The organism is Pandoraea soli (assembly GCF_902459595.1).
GTDB lineage: Bacteria > Pseudomonadota > Gammaproteobacteria > Burkholderiales > Burkholderiaceae > Pandoraea > Pandoraea cepalis.
In genome coordinates this window covers 298,711-319,241 of the sequence record NZ_CABPSG010000003.1, presented here as the reverse complement: position 1 = coordinate 319,241, position 20,531 = coordinate 298,711, and the positions used below count along the sequence as shown (strand labels likewise).

The following is a 20,531-nucleotide window of genomic DNA, read 5'->3' as shown; positions in this document are numbered from 1 at the left end:
ATTCCTCAATGACCCTTGCGGGTGGCCGGGGCGCGCTTCGGATCGGCGCGCGTGCCGCCCTTCTGGCCGGGCTTCTCGCCGCTTGCCGACGGATCGGACGCGCGCGCGAGATCGGCAGCGGCGTCCGGATGCAGGGCGAGCGGCGTGGTGTATTGCAGCACCAGCACCTGACGCTGGCTGCGCAGATTGGCCACCGGTTGACACAGAATGCGCGCGAACGCGGTGTCGGAGACGCGGTCGACCTTGGTGATGCGGGCCACGGGCAGGCCGGCGGGGTAGATGCCGTCCAGGCCGCTGGTGGCGATTTCGTCGCCGACCTTGACGTCGGCCGACAGCGGAATGAAGCGCAGGTCGAGCACGTTGCCGCGCAGCCCGCCGTAGATCACGCTATGCACACCGCTGCGCGTCACCTGCACGGGCACGGCTTGCTCCTTGTCGGTAAGCAGCGTGACTTCGCTTTGCAGCAGGAAGACGCGCGAGACCTGACCGAGCAGGCCCTGTTCCGTGACCACCGGGGCGCCGAGCTTCACGCCGTGCTTCGTGCCGCGATCGATGACCACGCGCTGCGTGAACGGATCGCGCGTGTCGTATTCGATCTCGGCGGGAATGCTCGGTACGGGCAGACGCTCGCGCAAGGCGAGCATCTGGCGCAGATGTTCGTTCTCGGCGGTCAACTGGTTATTGCGTTGGGCCTGCACGGAGAGTTCGAGGTTTTGCGCGAGAAGCGCCCGGTTCTCGCCCGAGAGTTGCGATTCGGTCGAGAAGAAGCCCGCCACGCCGAGAATGGCGTCGCGCGGCAAAAGCATCATGCGTTGCACCGGATACAGGGCGGTGCCGACAACGGCCCGAACCCGTTCCAGCGTGTTGTAGTGCGAGTCGACCACGAGCAGGCCGATGGCAAGCGCGACGAAACAGATCAGCCGGGCCAACGCCGACGGACCCTGTTTGAACAGTGGCGGCGGACTGTACTGCATGGTGGGCCCTTCAGGGGAGCACGCGCAGCGAGGTGCCGCGGTGCACGAATGGTGTCAGTCGGGTGCGACGGCGCGGCATGATGACAAGCTCCGTGCGCATGGTCTTGCTGCGTGGCCAGTCGTGTCGGGCGAGGGGGGGAAGGGATGGCCCCACCGCGCCTGACGACGAACCACGCACGTTGGCTTACTCGTAAGAGAAGATGCTGCCGAGCTTGTCCATGCGCTCGAGCGCCATGCCCGAGCCACGCACCACGCAGGTGAGCGGGTCTTCGGCCACCAGCACCGGCAGGCCGGTTTCTTCGGCGAGCAGACGGTCGAGATCGCGCAGCAGCGCGCCGCCGCCCGTGAGCATCATGCCGCGTTCGGCGATGTCGGCACCGAGTTCCGGCGGCGTCTGTTCGAGCGCGATCTTCACCGACGACACGATCTGGTTGAGCGGATCGGTCAGCGCTTCGAGGATTTCGTTGCTCGAAATGGTGAAGGCGCGCGGAATCCCTTCCGAGAGGTTGCGACCCTTGACTTCCATTTCCTTGACTTCGGAACCCGGGAAGGCCGAGCCGATTTCCTTCTTGATCGCTTCGGCGGTCTGTTCGCCGATCAGCATGCCGTAGTTGCGGCGGATGTAGTTGACGATGGCTTCGTCGAACTTGTCGCCACCGACACGCACCGATCCCTTGTAGACGATACCGCCCAGCGAGATCACGCCCACCTCGGTCGTGCCGCCGCCGATGTCGACGACCATCGAGCCCGTGGCTTCCGAGACCGGCAGGCCGGCACCGATGGCCGCGGCCATCGGCTCTTCGATCAGGTACACCTGCGAGGCGCCCGCACCGTGCGCGGCTTCCTTGATGGCGCGGCGCTCGACCTGGGTCGAACCGCACGGCACGCAGATGATGATGCGCGGCGACGGCGAGAACAGACGCGACTCGTGAGCCATCTTGATGAACTGCTTGATCATCTGCTCGGTCACGGTGAAGTCGGCGATCACGCCGTCCTTCATCGGGCGAATCGCCTCGATGTTGCCCGGCACCTTGCCAAGCATTTGCTTGGCTTCCTTGCCGACGGCTTGAATCGTCTTCTTGCCGCTCGGGCCGCCTTCCTGGCGAATGGCGACGACCGACGGTTCGTCGAGCACGACGCCCTTGCCGCGCATGTAGATGAGCGTGTTGGCGGTGCCCAGGTCAATGGCCAGGTCGTTGGAGAAATAGCTTCGAAGAAAACCGAACATGCAAAATCCTGTGTCTGCGTGAGGCCGTCCCAATGGATGTGACTGGGACGGCGGCCTGTCATCTGGGTTCCGGCCTGTTCGCAAAAAAATCGCCAGACGCCACGCGGCGGCTCGCGAAACGTGCGGACAAACCGAGGAATGCGGTACCGGGCAGGAGGCGGGACTGCCGTTATCCATCCGTCGCGTCAGGGTCTTCCAATGGACTGCGCGAACGTCTGTCGCGCCCCCCGGACTGGCCGTGGCCCACCTGCGCGACAGCGGCGAAGGGTGCAAAAACACGCTCCGACGCAAATTTAATGCGCAATGATACCTTATAATTTCGCAGGTTTTGCAGGAAAAACGAGCACGTTGACACCCCATTCGACGCCCCCGGTGCGCCCGCCGGGAGCCTTGTGGCACGGCGCGCCAGCCCTCCTGCGCAGCCCGGTGCACGGAGTAAAACGGCAGACGAGCCCAACGCCGTCCGCACATTCTCCGCATTCTGTCCCTAATATTGGCGTCAGGCATGCACCCGGCTGCTCTCCAATGCGCATTTTTTCGGGATTTCTTCATGGCTTTGAATCTCTCAGACGTCAAACGCATCGCCCACCTCGCGCGTCTCGAGCTGGCCGATGACGAGGCCGCTCACATGGAAAAGGAGCTGAACGGCTTCTTCGCGCTCGTCGAGCAGATGCAGTCGGTCGACACGAAAGGTGTGGCCCCGCTGGCGCATCCGATCGAACAAATTCAGGCCGTTGCTCAGCGCCTGCGGACCGACGCGGTGACGGAGCAGGTCGATCGCGAGGCCAATCAGCGTCCCGCGCCCGCCTTGCAGGACGGCCTCTATCTGGTGCCGAAGGTCATCGAATGAGTCCGGCCCGTTGCGCGATGTGTGTGCCCGGCGCGCCGGACGCTCGTGCAACGCAGAGCCGCGCGCCCTCGGCGCCCCGCATGTCCTCATGCCTTCATGCGCGATAGCGCACAGCAGCCACCATGGAACAAGATCTGATTCATTTGCAGGATTTGCGCGCCGCGCTCGACGCCAAGCGCGTCTCGAGCGTCGAGCTGACGCAGCACTACCTGGACCGCATTGCCGGGGCCGCCGACCTGAACGCCTTCGTGCACGTCGACGCCGAGGCAAGCCTCGCGCAGGCGCGTGCCGCCGACGCACGCATCGCCGCCGGCGAGGGCGCGAACCGGCCGTTGCTGGGCATTCCCGTTGCCCACAAGGACGTATTCGTTACGCGTGGCTGGCGCAGCACCGCTGGCTCGCGCATGCTCGAGAACTACGTGAGTCCGTATGACGCCGCCGTCGTCGAGCGCCTGGCGCACGCGGGCATGGTCACGCTGGGCAAGACCAATATGGACGAGTTCGCCATGGGCTCGTCGAACGAAAACTCGTATTACGGCCCGGTGAAGAACCCGTGGGACACGCGCGCCGTGCCCGGCGGCTCGTCGGGCGGGTCGGCCGCCGCGGTGGCCGCGCGTCTCGCACCGGTCGCCACCGGGACCGACACCGGCGGCTCGATCCGTCAGCCGGCGGCTTTCTGCGGCGTGACCGGCATCAAGCCGACGTATGGCCGCGTGTCGCGTTACGGCATGATCGCGTTCGCCTCGTCGCTCGACCAGGGCGGCCCGTTCGGTCATAGCGCGGCGGATTGCGCGTGGATGCTCAACGGCATGGCGGGTTTCGATGAACGCGACTCGACCAGCCTGGACCGCGCCGACGAAGACTTCGCGCGGGGTCTGGGCAAGCCGCTCGACGGCGCAACGGCCGACAAGCCGCTGGCCGGTCTGCGCATCGGCTTGCCGGCCGAGTACTTCGGTGAAGGCCTCGACGCCGACGTGCGCGAAGCGATCGACAACGCGCTGCGTGAGTTCGAGACGCTCGGCGCCGTGCGCGTGCCGGTGTCGCTGCCGAAGACCGAACTGTCGATTCCCGTGTACTACGTGCTGGCACCGGCCGAAGCCTCGTCGAACCTGTCGCGTTTCGACGGCGTGCGCTACGGCCACCGCGCGGCCGAGTACCGCGATCTGCTCGACATGTACAAGAAGTCGCGCGCCGAAGGCTTCGGCACCGAAGTCAAACGCCGCATTCTCGTGGGCGCGTACGTGCTCTCTCACGGCTACTACGATGCTTACTACCTGCAGGCGCAGAAGATTCGCCGTCTGATTGCGCAGGACTTCCAGAATGCGTTCGCGCAGTGCGACGTCATCATGGGTCCGGTGGCGCCGTCGGTTGCGTGGAACCTTGGCGAGAAAAGCGCCGATCCGGTGCAGATGTACCTGGCCGACATCTACACGCTGTCGGTGAGCCTGGCCGGTTTGCCGGGGATGAGCCTGCCGGTCGGCGCGGGACGCGACGCGCGTCCGGTCGGTCTGCAACTGATCGGCAACTACTTCGACGAAGCCCGCCTGCTGCAAGTGGCCGACGCGTTCCAGCGCGCGACCGACTGGCACAAGCGCGCTCCGGCGGGCGTCTGATCGTGCGCGGCCAACGTTTGACAACGTCGCTCGCACCGCAGGGGGCGCGCGTCGCCGCGTGGGCATCGAAGGGGCTGGCGCTCGCCGGCACGGTGCTCACGCTCGCGTCGTGCAGCCTGCCGATCGGGCGTCCGACGCCGATCGCCTACCGCGAGATCAATCTGTCGGGTTACTGCTCGCAGACGGATGAAGACGGTTTTCGCGAACAGGCAACGCTCAAGGTGGTGTCCAACCAGGTGCAGTCGCTCGACTGGCGTCTGTGGGTCGGCCAGCGCGGGAGCTGCCACTTCAATCTGGCGGATTTCCACCAGACGCAGTGGCGTCCGAGCATCGAACTGCGGGCGAACAGCGGGAGCTGCAAGCTGCTCATCTGGCAGGATCCGGGCAACGTGACCATCGGTCATGCCAATTGCGAGGCGTATTGCACGCCGGGCATTTACCAGAACGCCTGGCCGGTGAGTTTCGATCCGCGCTCTGGGATTTGCGCGGCGGATACTCGCCGGTAGACGCGAACCAGCGCAAGCCAGCATCGGCGAGCAGGAACAGAGGCCGGAGCGTCACCGTCGCGGCGACGACCGGCGGCAAGGGCAGGGCGAACGCGCCATGCCGACAAGTTGAGACAGGGTGAACCTTATGCAATGGGAAGTCGTTATTGGTCTGGAGACGCACACACAGCTCTCCACCGCTTCCAAGATTTTCTCGGGCGCATCGACGCAGTTCGGCGCGGCCCCCAACACGCAGGCCTGTCCCGTGGATCTGGCGCTGCCGGGCGTGTTGCCGGTGCTCAATCGCGGGGCTGTCGAGCGCGCGATCGAATTCGGCCTGGCCATTGGGGCGACGATTGCACCGCGCAGCATTTTCGCGCGCAAGAATTACTTCTATCCCGATCTGCCGAAGGGCTATCAGATCAGCCAGTATGAAATCCCGGTGGTGCAGGGCGGCTCGCTGAAGATCCAGGTCGACGCGGATGCCCGCACCGGTCGCGAAGCGTATGAAAAAGTCGTGACACTCACGCGCGCGCACCTTGAGGAAGACGCGGGCAAGTCGCTGCACGAAGACTTCGCCGGCATGACCGGCATCGACCTGAACCGCGCCGGCACGCCGCTGCTCGAGATTGTGACCGAGCCCGACATGCGCAGCGCGGCCGAGGCCGTGGCGTACGCGAAGGCCTTGCACGGCCTGGTGGTGTGGCTCGGTATTTGCGACGGCAACATGCAAGAAGGCTCGTTCCGCTGCGACGCCAACGTCTCCGTGCGTCCGGTCGGTCAGAAGGCATTCGGCACGCGTGCCGAAATCAAGAACCTGAACTCGTTCCGCTTCCTCGAAGAGGCGATCCAGTACGAGGTGCGCCGTCAGATCGAGTTGATCGAAGACGGCGGCACGGTGGTGCAGGAAACGCGTCTGTACGATCCGGACAAGAAGGAAACGCGTTCGATGCGCAGCAAGGAAGACGCGCACGACTATCGCTACTTCCCGGATCCGGATCTGCTGCCGCTCGTGATCGATAACGAATGGATCGAGCGCGTGCGTGCCGGGTTGCCCGAGCTGCCCGCCGGCATGCAGGCGCGCTTCGTCGAGTCGTACGGCTTGTCCGACTACGACGCCGCTGTGCTCACCCAATCGAAAGCGCAAGCGTCATACTTCGAAGCCGTGGTCGCGAAGGCGGGCAAGGCGAGTGCCAAGCCGGCCGCGAACTGGATCATGGGCGAGCTGTCGTCCCTGCTGAACCGCGAAGACATCGGCATCGAGCAAAGTCCGGTCTCGAGCGCGCAGCTCGCGGGTCTGCTCGCTCGCATCGCCGACAACACGATCTCCAACAAGATCGCCAAGGAGGTCTTCCAGTTGATGTGGGAGGAGCGCGCCACCGATGAGGGCGCGGCGGATCGCCTCATCGACGCGAAGGGGCTGAAGCAGATCACCGACACGGGCGCGATCGAGAAGATCATCGACGAGGTGCTGGCCGCCAACGCCAAGTCCGTCGAAGAGTTCCGCGCGGGCAAGGAGAAGGCGTTCAACGCCTTGGTCGGTCAGGCGATGAAGGCCACCAAGGGCAAGGCCAATCCGGCCCAGGTCAACGAGTTGCTCAAGAAGAAGCTCGGGGCCTGACGCGGGAGGACCCGCCGCCAACGCGGCGGCGAGAATCCCTCAGGTAAAAAAGCGCGGTGGCCAGTTTGGCGCCGCGCTTTTGTTTTTGCGCGATACTAGCCCGCAAGCCTGTCACGAGGAGTTGGCGATGTTCGAGAAATACCGCGTACCGCTTGGCAAGAAGCTCGACCTGTCGGGCTACGATCCGGCCGACACACCGTTTACGGGCGAGAGCAAGGGCGACGACAAGGCGCGCTTGGCCGAGCTGGCGCTCAAGCTCGACGAGTTGCAGACGCTTCTGCACGCCAACAGCCGGCAACGTGTCCTGCTCGTGTTGCAGGGCATGGACACCAGCGGCAAGGACAGCACCATTCGCGCGGTGTTCCAGAACGTCGATCCGCTCGGCATTCGCGTGGCGAATTTCAAGTCGCCCACGCCCACGGAACTGGCGCGCGACTTTCTGTGGCGTGTCCATAGCGTCGTGCCGGGGGCGGGCGAGTTGGTCATCTTCAATCGCAGCCATTACGAAGACGTGCTCATCACGCGCGTGCACGACTGGATCGATGCCGACGAGTGCAAGCGACGCTACACGCACATCAACAACTTCGAGCGTCTGCTGGCCGACAACCACACGCGCATCGTCAAGTGCTTCCTGTATATCTCGTCTGACGAGCAGCGCAAGCGCTTGCAGGAGCGCATCGACGATCCGAACAAGCATTGGAAGTTCGAACTGAACGATCTCAAGGAGCGCAGCTTCTGGCCGCATTACACCAAGGCTTACGAGGCGGCGCTATCGGCCACGTCGACGGAGCACGCGCCGTGGTACGTCGTGCCGTCCGACTCGAAACGTCACCGCAACCTGATGGTGGCTGAGTTGCTGGTGCAGGCGCTGACGGATCTGAATCTGTCCTACCCGCCCGCACGACCGGAACTCGCGGGCATGAAGGTGGAATGACTGCGGTGCGCTGACGCGTCCGGCGTCGCGTTTTCGGCGGCGGGCGGCGAAATCCGCTGTGCGTCCGGTCTTCCACGCCGCGTTGCGTCACCGTCCCGATCTGCGTACGCAGGCGCGCCACGCGCCTTGTGAAACCGCTGAATGATGACGTCGGCACGCGACGTTGGGAATACTCTTGCTGCGGTTAGGCCGATTCTGATGGCCACGACGACCCTTATCGCGACACTCGTTCGCGTCGATCCTTGCCCCTCCTTGCATTGAACTCCCTCCAAGGCGCTCGCTCGTCCTTTGGCGATAGATATCGTCTTATCGAAATTGGCACGCAGATGGGGGCTTTCCTGCCCCCCGGAATTGTCAATTTGCGAAAAATTCGGACAACACGCGATAACGCGGTGCCGGGGGTTCAGGCATAAATCGCCCCTGTCGCAGCGCACGGATGTCACCGCAAAGGCGCGCGGCTTTTCCAATCGATTTGCTCAGGAAGAGGGGTATGGACATGCAAGTGAACGAGGGCGCACTCGTGCAAATGAAAAACAAGATGAAGGGTCGGTGGATCAAGCGCGGCCAGCGCGGTGTGACGCTGGTCGAGTTGTCCGTCGCCGTCGCGGTCATGGGGCTGATCATGGCGGGGGCGATGGTGGGTGTGCCCAGGCTGATGAACTCCGTGCGCGTGAACCAGGAGATCAAGGACTGGCAGATGGCCGTGGTGTCGATTCAGAACGCCGTGCTTTCCGGGCAACTGACGGCCAAGACCAGCCCGCAGGATATGGACAAGATGGGTCTGTTCGGCTCGATTACCCCGTCTCCGGCCGGCACGGTCGGCGAATATCTGAATCGCTTCGGCGGAACGTTGAAAATGGCACCTATCACGGCCAAGATCAACGATGGGCCGAATTTCGGGGTTCAGGTGACGTCGGAGGATGTGCCCAGCGATCAATGTCAGAAGTTCATGACGACGCTGCACTCGAACTTCACGACAGTCACCGTGAACGGTACGAATCTCAAGAATCTGAAAAAGCCCTTCGAGATGGGCAACCTGGCGGCGGCGTGTCAATCCTCGAATATGGGGGGAGACGACGCGGGCCAGAAAAACGACCTGACCAAGGCAAAGCTCGAGTTCACCATCAGCGGCTCCTGAACCCATGATCGAACCCCGTCCGGTATTTCGGCATTGAATTCGACGTGAGGAAAACATGCACATCAAAAGCGTGCTGACCGCTGCCGTCGCGACAACCGTCTGGTCGAGTACGGTTGTCGCTGTCGAACGGTCTCAAGAGGCGCCTCGATCGTCCGATCTGCAGATCGCGTTCGCCAGTCACAAACCGTTGATGTCCGGCAGGGCGGCGGCCGTATCGCCGCCACCGCCGCTCGCGAGAGTGCTGGACACGGCACTGTCGAACGATGCGCTGCCGGAGGGGGGCTTGACGTCCGCATTGCCCGCATTGCCTGTATCGGCCGTATCGCCGTCGCCGGCCATCGCCGCGTCGGAACCGCTTGCGCAGGTCGAAGTGCGCGAGCTTCTCGAACTGCTCATGTCGCCGGGCGACGGCCGCGTCTCTGTGGCGCTTCAGCGTTACCTGGAGGCGCACGGCTGGCAACTCGCCTGGGAGATCGATCGCGACTTCCCCATCGAGTATCCGGCCACGTTCACGGGCGACTTCCTGGGCATCGTCGAACAGGTTGTGGTCTCGTTGCAGAACACCGACGCTCCCATTCGCGTGAAAGTCTACGAGGCCAACCGCGTGCTGCGCGTCGTTCACGCCACTCAATAACAAGCGTTGCGCTCCCCCCGGCGCAGCCCTCATCACGGAAGCGGTAATCCATGAGTAAGCGACTTGGCGTGTTGTGCGCCACTACGTTCCTGACGGCGTGCGGCACGCCCGGCATGCTCTCCAAGACCGACGCCAACGTTTCTCAGGTGCAGACGAACGCGCAATCGGCGTTCGACACACATGCGGCGGTCCCGATTCGCGCCATCGAGCACGTTGAGGGGGCATGGCTGGCGAAACGTTCCGTCCCGATCAACGCCTCGATAGCCTTGCCGGACTTCTTCAAGCGCAATGTGCGCTTCGCGACCGGCGCGCCGTTGCCGATGTCGGTCGTGCTGGCCCAGGTGGCACGCGGCAACGGGTTGACCATCCGCATGGCCTCGGACGTGTCGTGCGCCGCGAGTGGCGGACCGCGCGCCGCGAATCGTGGCGGCAATGGCGGCAGCCCGGCAAATCTCTTCCAGCTCAATTGCGCCGACACGGGCGAGCCGACCGTGCCGCTGCAATACGCCGGCACGCTGTCGGGACTGTTGGACACCATTGCGTTTCGAACGGGAACGCACTGGACCTACCGTGACGGCGTCGTTCATTTCGCGCGGTATGTCACGCGGACTTTCCAGATCAAGATGATGCCCGGCAGTTCTTCGTATCGGGCGTCGGTGGGCAAGGCGTCGCAAATGCAGGCCAGTCGCGGTGCCTCGGGCGGTGGCGGGGCGGGTGGCTCGGCCGGCGGCGTCGATCTGAGCTTCAATGCCGACGCGAAGGTCAGCGTCGAATCCGAACTCGATTACTGGACGGATCTCGTCAAGACGGTGAGCGACATGCTCTCCGAGGGCGGACGCGTCACGCCGTCCGTCGTGACGAGTTCGCTGGTCGTAAGCGACTCGGCCGACGTCATCGAACGCGTGGCGAGCTATATCGACGCGGAGAACGCGGTACTCGGCCGTCAGGTCAAGCTGCGCGTGCAGGTGTACTCGGTCTCGCTCGAGGAAAATTCGGCCACGGGCGTCGACTGGGATCTGGTGTATCAGGCGGCGAGCGGTATCACGCTGGGCCTGGCCGGCCCAGCAGCCGGCGGTTCTCTCATGGCGCGCAAAGGCGGCATGCAGCTCAGAACGATCGATACCGGCCGATTCAAGGGCTCCAACGCCTTCATCCGCGCGCTCAGTCAGCAGGGGCGCGTGAGTACGGTGATCGACACGACGGTCGTCACGCTGAACAATCAACCGGCGCCGGTCGCCGTCACCCAGAATCAGGGTTTCGTCGCGCAAACGAAGATGACACCTGGCAACTACGGCGGTCAAGCGGTCGTGACCGCCGAACAGTCGGTGCTGACCACCGGCTTCGTGATGAATCTGTTGCCAACGCTCATGGACAACCGAAGCGTGATGTTGCAGGTGCAAATCGACATGTCCGACCTCAGGAAGCTCGACAAGATCAACCTGCGCACGGGCAAGGAAACGCCGAGCGGCAGCAACGCGGGCGCCGGAGAGGGCTCGGGCTCAGGCACGGACGTGAGCGCGAAAATCGGAACCGATGGCGTGCAGGTGGGCATTGGCGGCCAGGGCGAGGGCGGTCGCGGGAGCGGCGACGACGGTCTCGGCGTGGGCACCTTCATGCAGTTGCCGATCACGGCGTCGATCCAGACCATGCAGCGGGCATCGCTCAAGTCGGGCGACACGCTGGTGCTCAGCGGCTTCCGCCGCAAGGACGATGCAACCGATCGCGACGGCATCTTCAACTACGAAGGCGGCACGAAGGAGGCGCGTCAGCAGGTCAAGGAAGTCGTCATCCTGATTTCGCCGGAACTGACAGAGGGCGTGTGACATGACGCGCATATTGTCCAACCATCTCGTCGTCGGTGGGCAGTGGGAGACATTGATCGGCTTGCAGAAGGAAGCCACGGAGATCCGTGGGCTTGCCAGGAGCCGGGATGCATCGCACTTCGCCGTGGCCGACGACGGCGCCGGTACACGCACCGTCGGCCTGTTTTCAACGGACGCGGTCATCAAGGTGCAAGGCACGCCGGAGCGATACGCGCTGGGCGCCGTGCTCGGTGCGATGGTCGATGCGCCGAATGTCGCGTTTCTGCATCCCGACCCCGACAACGCCGCGGCAACGCTCCTCATCACGCTGCGCGAGCACCGTCCGGAACTGGATCTGGTGGTGCCGGCGTCCGACGTGCGCGCGCGGCTGGAACAATGGGCCGCGGAGATCGACGGCGAAATCACGATTGCCGGCGTGGCGCCCCTGAGTTTCGGCGTGGCCGACGTGGCGCTCACGCTCGACGACATCGCGAAGCAGGTCGATCAGGAACCGTCGCGCGAGGCGTGTCTGCAGGCGGTGCGCAAGCCCCTGCCGGCACGGCAACTGAAAATCGCGGCTCTCTCGCTCGCCTCGCTCTGTCTCGTCGGTGGCGCCGGGTGGTGGGGATGGTCCTGGTATGACGACATGCAGCAGGCGAAGCTCGCGGCGGCCAATCGGGTCGATCCGGTCGACGTCTACAAGCAGGCGCTTGCGCGCGCCATCGCCGCTGAGCCCTTCTCGGCTGGTGCGTCGTATGCGCGTCGACTGCAATACACGATTCAGGCGCTGCCGGCGAGCGCGGGCGGATGGCGTCCCGCCGCCATTTCGTGCAACACGCAGGACTGTGAGATTCAGTGGCAGCGCCAGGAGGGCGGCACATTCGATCTGCTCCTCTCGCAACGTCCGAACGCGCAGATCGTCGACCTCGACCACGCGACGGAGTCCATGACGCCCGCCGACACCGTCGCGCCGGTGTCGAAGCCCGCCGTCGCCGCGACGGCCAAGGCTGTCGCGCAAACGCCGGCCGACGACGAAGACGATCCCGACGAGGGCGATGCGCGTGTGACGCCGGTGCCGCGCACGCAATTCCTGCGCACGGCGGGTGCCCGTCTGCAATCGCTCGGCGACTACGGCATGGACATCTCGCTCTCGATGCCTCAGCCGCTCGTCAAAGTGCCGCCGGAGGTCGCGGGACGCAGCGATGTGCCGCCGCCGATCGCCAAGGGCGAATGGAAGATGGCCGGACATCTGGCGTTCGTCGATTCCGTGGCGGGTCTGATGATGCGCGCCGGCAACATGTCGTTGCACGAGTTGACGATCGTGATCGACGACACCAAACCCGTCTTCTCCGCTCAAGGAACCTACTATGTCCACTAAGCTTCGCTTGACCGCAAGGGTCGCGACGGCCGCGATGCTGTCGTTGCCGATGTCGATCGTGCCCGTGCGTGCCGCCGAGACAATCGACACCTTTGCGCGTGCCCACCTCAAGTCGTCGCAGGAAGCCGCGGACGCCCAGGGCGAGGCGAAAGGGGCTGAGCGTTCGCCCACGACGGGGGGGGCACCCGACGTGCCGCCGGAGCTGCTCTTCATTCACGGCGTCGACGAGACCACGGTGGCCTATTTGCGCGTCGATGGCCGCTTCGGCTACAACGTGAGCGACGGCGACCGGTTCGGCGACTGGCGGGTGGTGAAAATCGGCAGCGACTTCGTCGACGTGGCGCGAGGCGGCAAGCCGCGTCGCCTGCTGTTGCCCAATGCGATGGGCCCGGCACCCACGAGCAACGCAAGACAGGGCTCACCGGGGCGACGCGATGGCAACGCTTTCTGACCGCTTTCAAGCCGCCTTTTCGCGCGTCAACGCGCGCGGCGGCGCTGTCGCACGACCGATCGCCGACCTTCGCCTGGAAGACATCCAAACGCAGGGCTGGCGTCAGGATCTCGGCATCACCCTGGCGGGTGCCGAGAACGGGTCGTTGGTGCTCGTGGCCATCAAGCCGCGTCTGTTCCTGGTGTTGCTCGAACACACGACGTTCGTACGCATGCAGGGCTCCGATCTGCTCTCGCGTTTCGAACAGGCGGTACGGGCGACGCATCGACTCGATCTTGAAGGCGTCTACGTTGGTACGACGGAAGAGATACTGCTCATGCAGTCGCGTCTGCAACAGAACGGCGACGCCGGCGCACCCACCGAGGAGCAGCGAACCGGCGCCTATCGGAATTTCGATCTGATCATCGAGCGCGCCATCGACGCACGGGCGTCCGACATTCATTTCGAGTTTCGCGAGGGGCGGCATGTGCGCGTGCGCATGCGCATTCACGGCAAGCTGCGCGCCACCAGCGAGCTGGATCGCCTGTCGCGCGACTACCACGCGATGCTCGATGCGGTGTCGGCGGCCTACAACTCGCGCGCCGACCCCAGCAGCCGAAGCCACAATCACTTCGACGAGGATCAGCACCAGAGCTGCTCGATTCCCCTGAACCTGCGCAACCGCAAGTATCAACTGCGCCTGCAGAGCATCAAGGAGAATCGCGGCGTCGATGTCGTGCTGCGTCTGCTCGTCAACGAGGCGGTCGACGACGATGTCATGACGCTCGCAGAACTCGGCTATTCGGAAGATCAGGTCGAGGTGCTGGAGAACGCCGTGTATCGCAGCCCGGGCTTGACGATCATCGCCGGCGAGACGGGCTCGGGAAAGTCGACGACCTTGCGCACCATGATGATGTACGAGCGCGACGCGGGTAAGAAATTCTTCTCCATCGAAGACCCGGTCGAGTACATCCAGCCCCATGTGACGCAGATCCCGATTCAGCGGCGTGCCGAAGACGGTCACGGCGAATCGGCGTTTGGTGCGGCGGCAAAAGTGCTGCTGCGCGGCGATCCGGACAAGCTCATGCCCGGCGAGATTCGCGACGTCGAGACCGGCTCGTTCGCGAAATCGATGACCGAGACGGGGCATCAGGTGCTCTCGACCGTGCACGCGTCGAGCGCCTTCGGCATCATTCCGCGTCTGATCAGCGACGAGATCGGCATGCCGGTCTCCGCCGTGACCTCCCCCAATTTTCTTACCGCGATGGTGTACCAGAAGCTGATTCCAGTGCTGTGCGATCACTGCAAGTTGCCGGCTGTCGGCAAGCTCGACGAGATGACGTTGAGCGTGATCGGTGGCCTTGGCATCGACACCGCGCGTGTCTGTGTTGCGGGGCAGGGGTGCGGGCACTGCAAGGGCCGCGGCACGGCCGGGCAGACGGTCGTGGCGGAGGTGTGCGAGTTGACCGAGGAATTGCTCGATCTGTTGCGGCAGTCGAAATTCTGGGAAGCGCAGCGGCACTGGCGCGCGTACCACGATGGCGATCTCACGAGCCCCGTCATGTGCGGCAAGTCGGCGATGGAGCACGCGATCTACAAGATGGCGCAGGGTCGCATCGATCCGCAGGATATCGAGGCGGCGTTCTACAAGCTCAAAAAATTCCAACTATGGAAGGGCGGCTCCACGTCGCCGCAGCCGCCGCGCCGACTCGCGAGTGTGTAAGTCGTTGTCACGAAACTGGTTTGAAACGCCCTTCAAATGCCTATGCTCGAAGCCGTCAATCATCTGCTAGCCAAGCTGTCGCCTGCGCGCGACCCGTACCCGGGACTGAGCCGGGCGAAGCGTCATTTTCGCAAGATGCGCGCGAAGTTCTACAGCGACTTCGCCGACGCCATCGAGGACGGTGCCAATCCGTTCGAACTGTTTTCCCGCCGATATGCGCGCGCGAAGGAGCGGCGCAATCCGATGGCGCCGCTCTATGCCATATGGCGCGACCGCGCCAGCTCGAAGAACCTGCGCAAGTCGTGGCAGGGCACGATTCCCGACGAAGATCTGATCGTGATCTCGGCCGGGGAAAAGGGCGACCTGGCCGGCACGCTGCGCTTTCTCGCGCGTGTGGTCACCTTGCAGCAGCAAACCCGCGCGGCGATTGCCGGGGCCGTGGTGCTGCCGATTTTCATGTCGGTGCTGCTCGCCGCGATCCAGTTGGGCGTGGCCTACGGCATGATGCCGATCATGATCGAGATCATGCCGCCCGAGCGGTTTCCGCTCGTGGGCAAGGGGCTATATGTCCTGTCGGGCTTCGTGGCGAACTGGTGGCCGTTGCTCTATGGCGTGCCGCTTGCGATCGTGGTGGCGATCTCGCTGTCGCTGAGTCGATGGGCGGGGCCGCTGCGTCGACGCGCCGACCGTTTCGGCCCGTACGCCGTGTATCGCGATGTGCGGGCGGGCGAGTTCCTCGTGGCGCTCGCCGCACTGACGGGGGCGAAGACGTCGGTGTTCGACGCCGTTTCGCTGTTGCTCGTGGGCGCGTCGCCCTGGATGCGCTCGCACCTGCTGCGCATGCGCGCATCGCTCAAGAGCGAGCGAAGCCTGGTCAAGGCGATGGACACCGGCATCTTCAACGAGGAGGTCTTCGATCGTCTGGTCGAATACGCGGGACGCACCAACTTCGACGCCGGCATTCGCAAGATCGGCCTGATGACCATCGAGGAAGTCGCGGAGCGCGTCAAGGCGCGTTCCGCCGCGCTGCGCTCGGTGCTGATGGCGATGGTCGGTCTGACGATCATCTTCACTGTGGGCGGCATGTTGCAGATCGGTCACGCGGCGGGTGAGTATGCGGAGTCGATGTTCTGACGATGCCGCTGCTCATCGATAACGTTGGGGATGCCTTTCGGGCACTGCCGCGCGAAGCGGTGGTGGTGGCGATGGCGATGCTGGGGCTGTTCGTCGGAAGCTTTCTGAACGTCGTCGTGTGTCGTCTGCCGCGCATGCTGGAGCGGCAATGGGCGCACGACGCCGCAACGTGGGCAGGCGAGCCGCCGCCGGTCACGCCCAAGTTCAACCTCGCGTGGCCGCCGTCGCGCTGCCCGCATTGCGAGACCCGCATCGCCGCGCGTCACAATGTCCCGGTGCTCAGCTATGTCTTCCTGCGTGGCCGGTGCGCATGTTGCCGCGCGCGGATTTCCCTGCGCTACCCGCTTGTTGAGTTGGCCGTGGGTATCATGTTCGCGATGCTCGCCTGGACGTTCGCGCCGTCGGCGCAGTACGTCGCGATGCTGGCATGGTGCGGCTTCGGCGCGACGTTGCTGGCGCTTTCGCTGATCGACATCGACACGCGGCTGTTGCCCGATGCGCTCACGTTGCCGCTGCTGTGGGCCGGCTTGCTGGGCAGCGTCGCGGGCCTGACATTACCCATCGACGACGCCGTACTCGGCGCTGCGTTGGGGTATGGCGTCATGGCGACGATGGGGGGCGCGTATCGGGCGCTGACCGGTGTCGACGGACTTGGCGGCGGCGACGCCAAGCTCGTCGCCGCGTGTGGCGCATGGCTGGGCTGGATCGGCACGCCGCTGATGCTGGCCTTCGGCGCGCTGGCGGCCACGCTCGCTTTCGCTGGCCTCGGCGTGTGGCGCGGCCGCGCGTTGCGCGAGCCGCTGCCGTTCGGTCCTTGGCTATGCTTGGGCGCGGTGGCGAGCCTGCTGTGGGGCGAGCCTTTCCTAGATCTGTGGCTGCGCCCGGGCGGCTAACGTCGCGGGTGCGTGCGGCGCGGTGTCGACGGATGCCGATCCAACGCGCTGCGTCAATCTACCCGCGCCGGACAACATCAGGTCCGCGGCCTTTTCGCCGATCATCATCGATGGGGCGTTGGTGTTGCCGCCGATGAGCGTGGGCATGATCGACGCATCGACCACGCGCAAACCCTCCACGCCGCGCACGCGCAATTGCGCATCGACGACCGACGCCACATCGCTGCCCATGCGGCAGGTGCCGACAGGGTGATAGATGGTGTCGGCGCGCGCACGGATCAGCGCCGTGAGCGCTTCGTCCGACTCGATGCCCCGGCTGTGCAACTCTTCGCCGCCGAACTGCGCGAGCGACGGCGCCGCGAGAATCCGGCGGATCACACGTACCGCGCGCAGCAACGTGTCGACGTCTTCCTGCGCTTGCAGAAACGCGGGGTCGATTTGCGGCGCGTCACGCATGTCGGCGCTGGCGAGCGTCACGCGTCCGCGGCTTTTGGGATGTAGGACGCAGGCGTGCAAAGACAGGCCGCGTCGCAGATGCAGGCGACGATTGTGGTCGTCGCAGATGCCGACGAGAAAGTGCATCTGCAAATCGGGGCGCGCCAGCGACGGATCGCTCTTCAGAAAGCCGCCCGCCTCGGCCACGTTGCTGGCGAACAGACCGCGCCGATCGCGCAGATAGTCCAGCCCCTGTGTGAGCAGATGCCACAATCCCGCGGGCGTGTAGCCGACCAGATCGCGATGCGCCACGTATTTGTTGATGATGAAGTCGATGTGATCCTGCAAGTTCTCTCCGACACCCGGGGCATCGACTTGTACCTCCACGCCATGCGAGCGCAAATGTTCGGCAGGGCCAATCCCCGAACACATCAGCAACTGCGGCGAATTGAACGCCCCGGCGCTCAGCACGACTTCGGCGCGTGCACGCAGCGTCTCCAGCGCGCCGCGCCGTTGCACTTTGACGCCGGTCGCGCGCTTGCCCTCGAAGACAACGCGCTGCACCAGCGCATCGGTGATGACATGAAGATTCGCGCGTGATTTTCCTTGCAGATAGGCGCGTGCGGCGTTCCACCGCTGACCGTCTTTTTGCGTCACCTGATAAATGCCCGCGCCTTCGTAGTGCGGACCGTTGAGATCGTCGCTCACCGGAAACCCGGCTTCGCGCGCGGCGTCGACGTAGTGTTGCGAGAACGGATTGACCGTGCGTAGATCGGCAACGTTGAGCGGGCCGCCGGTGCCGTGCCAGGCGTCTGCGCCGCGTTCGTTGTTCTCGTTGCGACGGAAGTACGGCAGCACGTCGTCCCATCCCCAGCCCGTGCAGCCGGCCTGCGCCCACGCGTTGTAATCGTCCGGGTGACCGCGCGTGTAGATCATCGCGTTGATCGAACTCGAACCGCCGAGACCGCGTCCGCGCGGCTGATAGCCCTGACGTCCGGCCAGCCCCGACTGCGGCGTCGTGCGATAGCCATAGTTGCGCCGTGACCGGAACGGCACCAATGCGGCAAGACCGAGCGGTAGTCGCACGAGAAAGCTGTTGTCGGGCGGACCCGCTTCGATCAGCGCGATCGTGCTGCCCGGCGCACCGTCGGCCAATCGCGCCGCCAAGGCACAACCGGCCGAGCCGCCGCCGACAATGATGTAGTCGTAGTCCATGCTGTCATCCTCCCTTGGATGGGCACTGCATCTACTGTTTTTTTTGACGTCTTGTTCGCTGCTTTCTGCTTGTCGTTCTGTGCGCCATTCTTTCGTGTCGCGCTGCGCGTGACGCCACCTCATGGGCGACCCCTCGGAGCGGCACTCATTGTAGGCAGACAATCCCTGCGCCCGGGGGGGATGTGAAGCAATCCTCTAATTTATGGGAGCGCGCGAACCTAGCCGCTATGATGAAAGGATCCCCTTGGCGTGACCGTCACATACGGCAATTGGGCATACGGAGACACGGATGACGCAAGCCTGGCAGACCCACGACGTCACCAATCAGGTGCCGCCGCTTACGGACTACAACCTTTACGCCACCGACGCCGCGCTGCAAGCCGCAGTGGCGGCCTTCGGCGCGGGGTGGCATGCGACAACGCTGCACCGCCAGGGCGCTCGCCTGGGCGAAGCCGAGGTGCAGGCGTGGGCGGAGGCGGCCAATCGTCACGCGCCGGAACTGCAATCGTTCGATTCGCAAGGCAATCGCATCGATCGCGTCGAGTTTCATCCGTCGTGGCATGCGCTCATGGGTTTGTTGCGGGGGGCCGAACTGCAGTCGTTGCCGTGGGCGCATCCGCGCGACGGCGCGATGGTGGCGCGCACGGCCGCATATTTCCTGCACGCGCAGAACGAGGCGGGTGCGTTGTGCCCCACGACCATGACGTTCGCGAGCATTCCCGTGCTCGCCAAGGAGCCGACGTGCTTCGCGTCGATCAAGGACAAGTTGCTCGCGCCGCAGCATGATCCGCGCGACGTGCCGCTCGCGCAGAAGCACGCCATCCTCATCGGCATGGGGATGACGGAGAAACAAGGCGGCTCCGACGTGCGCACCAATACCACGACGGCCACCGACTGCGGTGACGACACGTTCTCGCTCGTCGGGCACAAATGGTTCTTTTCGGCGCCGCAGTGCGACGCGCACCTGGTACTCGCCCGCGATGCCGACAGCGACGCGCTGTCGTGCTTCTTCGTGCCACGCTATGCGCCGGACGGACGCAAGAATGCCGTGCAAGTGCAACGTCTCAAGGACAAGCTCGGCAATCGCTCCAATGCGAGCAGTGAAGTCGAGTTGCAGGGGGCCTACGGCACGCGCGTCGGCGCGCCGGGGCGAGGGATTCCCACCATCATCGAGATGGCGACGTACACGCGGCTCGACTGCGTGATCGGCAGTGCCGCCATGATGCGCGCGGGTGTCGTGCAGGCGATTCATCACGCGCGCCATCGCTCGGCGTTCGGGGCGAAGCTCGTCGATCAGGATCTGATGACGACGGTGCTCGCGGACCTCGCGCTGGAGTCGGAGGCGGCAACGTGGCTGGCCATGCGGCTGGCGCAGGCGTTCGATGCGGGCGTGTCCGACAACGATTCGCCGCATGACCGGGCGTGGCGCCGCATTGTGCTGCCTGCCGCGAAGTTCTGGGTGTGCAAGCGTGCGCTCGAACTCGCGGGTGAGTGCATGGAGGTGTGGGGCGGCAACGGTTATGTCGAGACCGGCCCGCTGGCGCGGCTGTATCGCGAGGCGCCCGTCAATTCGATCTGGGAAGGCTCGGGCAACGTGATGTGTCTCGATGTGTTGCGCGCCATGAGCCGAGAGCCTGACGTCGCACAACACTGGTTCCGATGGCTCGGCGAACGCACGGGATCGCATGCGCCGCTGCGCGCGGCGCTGGCACAGCTGCATGGTTGGCTGGCGGCCGATCCGGCAACGCACGCGGCCCGCGCGCGTGCGATTGCACAGCAGGTGGTTCTGCTGGCACAGGCAGCGCTGTTGCTAGAACACGCGCCGACCGAGTTGGCGCATGGCTTCATCGAAAGCCGTTTCTCGAACGCGGGCGGGCGAGTGTACGGCGTCATGCCGGACACGCTCGCGGTGGCAGTGCAACGCGCCTGGCTCGACCGGGCTTTTCTCGCATAACGGATAACAATATATCGATGGCGTTGGGCGGCACCTACGGGGCACCTGCGACCTCAGGAAGGAGAAGGCATGGGATACCAACATGAATTG

General features: G+C 64.7%; 17 protein-coding genes. 14 read left to right on the top strand and 3 right to left on the bottom strand.

Annotated elements, in window-relative coordinates; all coding sequences use genetic code 11:
- Positions 1 to 5 precede the first annotated feature (5 nt).
- Together mreC and PSO31014_RS08010 are read right to left on the bottom strand one after the other, a co-directional pair.
- Positions 6 to 974, bottom strand: coding sequence for a rod shape-determining protein MreC (gene mreC, locus PSO31014_RS08015; protein ID WP_150551115.1), 969 nt, complete (start codon positions 972 to 974; stop codon positions 6 to 8).
- Positions 975 to 1,158: 184 nt separating this feature from the next.
- Positions 1,159 to 2,202, bottom strand: coding sequence for a rod shape-determining protein (locus PSO31014_RS08010; RefSeq protein WP_010805637.1), 1,044 nt, complete (start codon positions 2,200 to 2,202; stop codon positions 1,159 to 1,161).
- Between the two features lie 550 nt (positions 2,203 to 2,752).
- On the opposite strand from PSO31014_RS08010, the gene gatC reads away from it, so the two are divergent.
- From gatC to PSO31014_RS07945, 13 genes are all read left to right on the top strand, one after another.
- Positions 2,753 to 3,052 (top strand): Asp-tRNA(Asn)/Glu-tRNA(Gln) amidotransferase subunit GatC, encoded by a 300-nt coding sequence (gatC, locus tag PSO31014_RS08005; RefSeq protein ID WP_150551114.1) that lies wholly within the window; start codon positions 2,753 to 2,755, stop codon positions 3,050 to 3,052.
- 122 nt (positions 3,053 to 3,174) lie between these two features.
- On the top strand, positions 3,175 to 4,665 hold the full coding sequence (gatA, locus tag PSO31014_RS08000; RefSeq protein WP_150551113.1) for an Asp-tRNA(Asn)/Glu-tRNA(Gln) amidotransferase subunit GatA: 1,491 nt from the start codon (positions 3,175 to 3,177) through the stop codon (positions 4,663 to 4,665).
- A 17-nt stretch (positions 4,666 to 4,682) separates the two neighbouring features.
- Positions 4,683 to 5,171 carry a hypothetical protein gene (locus PSO31014_RS07995; protein WP_425494858.1) on the top strand — a complete coding sequence of 163 codons (489 nt, stop codon included), beginning with the start codon at positions 4,683 to 4,685 and terminating at the stop codon, positions 5,169 to 5,171.
- 127 nt (positions 5,172 to 5,298) lie between these two features.
- Positions 5,299 to 6,771 (top strand): Asp-tRNA(Asn)/Glu-tRNA(Gln) amidotransferase subunit GatB, encoded by a 1,473-nt coding sequence (gatB, locus tag PSO31014_RS07990; protein ID WP_150551234.1) that lies wholly within the window; start codon positions 5,299 to 5,301, stop codon positions 6,769 to 6,771.
- A gap of 127 nt (positions 6,772 to 6,898) precedes the next feature.
- Entirely contained in the window at positions 6,899 to 7,705 is an 807-nt protein-coding gene (locus PSO31014_RS07985) for a polyphosphate kinase 2 family protein (RefSeq protein WP_150551111.1), read from the top strand.
- 490 nt (positions 7,706 to 8,195) lie between these two features.
- The gene (locus PSO31014_RS07980) at positions 8,196 to 8,843 is read left to right on the top strand and encodes a type 4 pilus major pilin (protein ID WP_174976442.1); all 648 of its coding nucleotides are present in this window, start codon (positions 8,196 to 8,198) and stop codon (positions 8,841 to 8,843) included.
- A gap of 55 nt (positions 8,844 to 8,898) precedes the next feature.
- On the top strand, positions 8,899 to 9,477 hold the full coding sequence (locus PSO31014_RS07975; RefSeq protein WP_150551109.1) for a toxin co-regulated pilus biosynthesis Q family protein: 579 nt from the start codon (positions 8,899 to 8,901) through the stop codon (positions 9,475 to 9,477).
- Between the two features lie 50 nt (positions 9,478 to 9,527).
- The gene (locus PSO31014_RS07970) at positions 9,528 to 11,300 is read left to right on the top strand and encodes a secretin N-terminal domain-containing protein (protein WP_150551108.1); all 1,773 of its coding nucleotides are present in this window, start codon (positions 9,528 to 9,530) and stop codon (positions 11,298 to 11,300) included.
- 1 nt (position 11,301) lies between these two features.
- Entirely contained in the window at positions 11,302 to 12,657 is a 1,356-nt protein-coding gene (gene pilO2, locus PSO31014_RS07965; RefSeq protein WP_150551107.1) for a type 4b pilus protein PilO2, read from the top strand.
- Positions 12,647 to 13,108 (top strand): hypothetical protein, encoded by a 462-nt coding sequence (locus PSO31014_RS07960; RefSeq protein ID WP_150551106.1) that lies wholly within the window; start codon positions 12,647 to 12,649, stop codon positions 13,106 to 13,108. The genes pilO2 and PSO31014_RS07960 overlap by 11 nt, the downstream gene beginning before the upstream one ends.
- The gene (locus PSO31014_RS07955; protein ID WP_174976441.1) at positions 13,092 to 14,810 is read left to right on the top strand and encodes a GspE/PulE family protein; all 1,719 of its coding nucleotides are present in this window, start codon (positions 13,092 to 13,094) and stop codon (positions 14,808 to 14,810) included. The genes PSO31014_RS07960 and PSO31014_RS07955 overlap by 17 nt, the downstream gene beginning before the upstream one ends.
- 36 nt (positions 14,811 to 14,846) lie before the next feature.
- Positions 14,847 to 15,944, top strand: a complete 1,098-nt coding sequence (locus tag PSO31014_RS07950) for a type II secretion system F family protein (RefSeq protein ID WP_150551104.1) — start codon at positions 14,847 to 14,849, stop codon at positions 15,942 to 15,944.
- 2 nt (positions 15,945 to 15,946) lie between these two features.
- Positions 15,947 to 16,837, top strand: coding sequence for a prepilin peptidase (locus tag PSO31014_RS07945; protein WP_150551103.1), 891 nt, complete (start codon positions 15,947 to 15,949; stop codon positions 16,835 to 16,837).
- Here PSO31014_RS07945 and PSO31014_RS07940 read toward each other — a convergent pair.
- Positions 16,808 to 18,487: a GMC family oxidoreductase gene (locus PSO31014_RS07940; RefSeq protein ID WP_150551102.1), complete on the bottom strand. Its 1,680-nt coding sequence runs from the start codon at positions 18,485 to 18,487 to the stop codon at positions 16,808 to 16,810. The genes PSO31014_RS07945 and PSO31014_RS07940 overlap by 30 nt on opposite strands.
- 289 nt (positions 18,488 to 18,776) lie before the next feature.
- On the opposite strand from PSO31014_RS07940, the gene PSO31014_RS07935 reads away from it, so the two are divergent.
- The gene (locus PSO31014_RS07935) at positions 18,777 to 20,441 is read left to right on the top strand and encodes an isovaleryl-CoA dehydrogenase (RefSeq protein WP_150551101.1); all 1,665 of its coding nucleotides are present in this window, start codon (positions 18,777 to 18,779) and stop codon (positions 20,439 to 20,441) included.
- The last annotated feature ends 90 nt before the right edge of the window (positions 20,442 to 20,531 follow it).

What these genes read in the sequence shown, in the direction of transcription:
- mreC (WP_150551115.1), bottom strand. Translation starts at nt 974, where the DNA reads ATGCAGTACAGTCCGCCGCCACTGTTCAAACAGGGTCCGTCGGCGTTG.
- PSO31014_RS08010 (WP_010805637.1), bottom strand. Translation starts at nt 2,202, where the DNA reads ATGTTCGGTTTTCTTCGAAGCTATTTCTCCAACGACCTGGCCATTGAC.
- gatC (WP_150551114.1), top strand. Translation starts at nt 2,753, where the DNA reads ATGGCTTTGAATCTCTCAGACGTCAAACGCATCGCCCACCTCGCGCGT.
- gatA (WP_150551113.1), top strand. Translation starts at nt 3,175, where the DNA reads ATGGAACAAGATCTGATTCATTTGCAGGATTTGCGCGCCGCGCTCGAC.
- gatB (WP_150551234.1), top strand. Translation starts at nt 5,299, where the DNA reads ATGCAATGGGAAGTCGTTATTGGTCTGGAGACGCACACACAGCTCTCC.
- PSO31014_RS07985 (WP_150551111.1), top strand. Translation starts at nt 6,899, where the DNA reads ATGTTCGAGAAATACCGCGTACCGCTTGGCAAGAAGCTCGACCTGTCG.
- PSO31014_RS07980 (WP_174976442.1), top strand. Translation starts at nt 8,196, where the DNA reads ATGGACATGCAAGTGAACGAGGGCGCACTCGTGCAAATGAAAAACAAG.
- PSO31014_RS07975 (WP_150551109.1), top strand. Translation starts at nt 8,899, where the DNA reads ATGCACATCAAAAGCGTGCTGACCGCTGCCGTCGCGACAACCGTCTGG.
- PSO31014_RS07970 (WP_150551108.1), top strand. Translation starts at nt 9,528, where the DNA reads ATGAGTAAGCGACTTGGCGTGTTGTGCGCCACTACGTTCCTGACGGCG.
- pilO2 (WP_150551107.1), top strand. Translation starts at nt 11,302, where the DNA reads ATGACGCGCATATTGTCCAACCATCTCGTCGTCGGTGGGCAGTGGGAG.
- PSO31014_RS07960 (WP_150551106.1), top strand. Translation starts at nt 12,647, where the DNA reads ATGTCCACTAAGCTTCGCTTGACCGCAAGGGTCGCGACGGCCGCGATG.
- PSO31014_RS07955 (WP_174976441.1), top strand. Translation starts at nt 13,092, where the DNA reads ATGGCAACGCTTTCTGACCGCTTTCAAGCCGCCTTTTCGCGCGTCAAC.
- PSO31014_RS07950 (WP_150551104.1), top strand. Translation starts at nt 14,847, where the DNA reads ATGCCTATGCTCGAAGCCGTCAATCATCTGCTAGCCAAGCTGTCGCCT.
- PSO31014_RS07945 (WP_150551103.1), top strand. Translation starts at nt 15,947, where the DNA reads ATGCCGCTGCTCATCGATAACGTTGGGGATGCCTTTCGGGCACTGCCG.
- PSO31014_RS07940 (WP_150551102.1), bottom strand. Translation starts at nt 18,487, where the DNA reads ATGGACTACGACTACATCATTGTCGGCGGCGGCTCGGCCGGTTGTGCC.
- PSO31014_RS07935 (WP_150551101.1), top strand. Translation starts at nt 18,777, where the DNA reads ATGACGCAAGCCTGGCAGACCCACGACGTCACCAATCAGGTGCCGCCG.